The organism is Burkholderia sp. GbtcB21, assembly GCF_019091065.1.
GTDB lineage: Bacteria > Pseudomonadota > Gammaproteobacteria > Burkholderiales > Burkholderiaceae > Burkholderia > Burkholderia pyrrocinia_C.
The window spans coordinates 1-325 of the sequence record NZ_JAGXKA010000154.1; the positions used below are offsets into that span (position 1 = coordinate 1).

Annotated in this window: 1 pseudogene; it reads right to left on the minus strand. The window is 76.3% G+C overall.

Annotated features, from left to right (window positions below):
• A pseudogene (locus tag KVT39_RS36670) lies at positions 1-325 on the minus strand (pseudouridine synthase); the annotation flags it as partial.

A 325-nucleotide genomic window follows, 5' to 3' on the forward strand; every position in this document is an offset into this window, starting at 1 on the left:
GTCGGCGCCTGCGCGGCGCGGCCGTGCATGGCCGTTGGTCGGAGTCGGCGGGCGGTCGGACGACGTACGGCGGTCGCCGATGCTGCGCTTCGCGCCTTCGCCGGTCGCCTTGTCGCGATATGGTGCACGCGCGCCACCTTCGGCACCTGCGCGGCCCGGCCGCGCATCGTCGTCGCTGCGACGGGGCGGGCGGTCGGACGACGTACGGCGGCCATCGAAGCTGCGCTTCGCGCCTTCGCCGGCCGCCTTGTCGCGATAGGGAGCACGCGCGCCCCCTTCGGCACCTGCGCGGCGCGGCCGTGCATCGTCGTCGCTGCGACGGGCC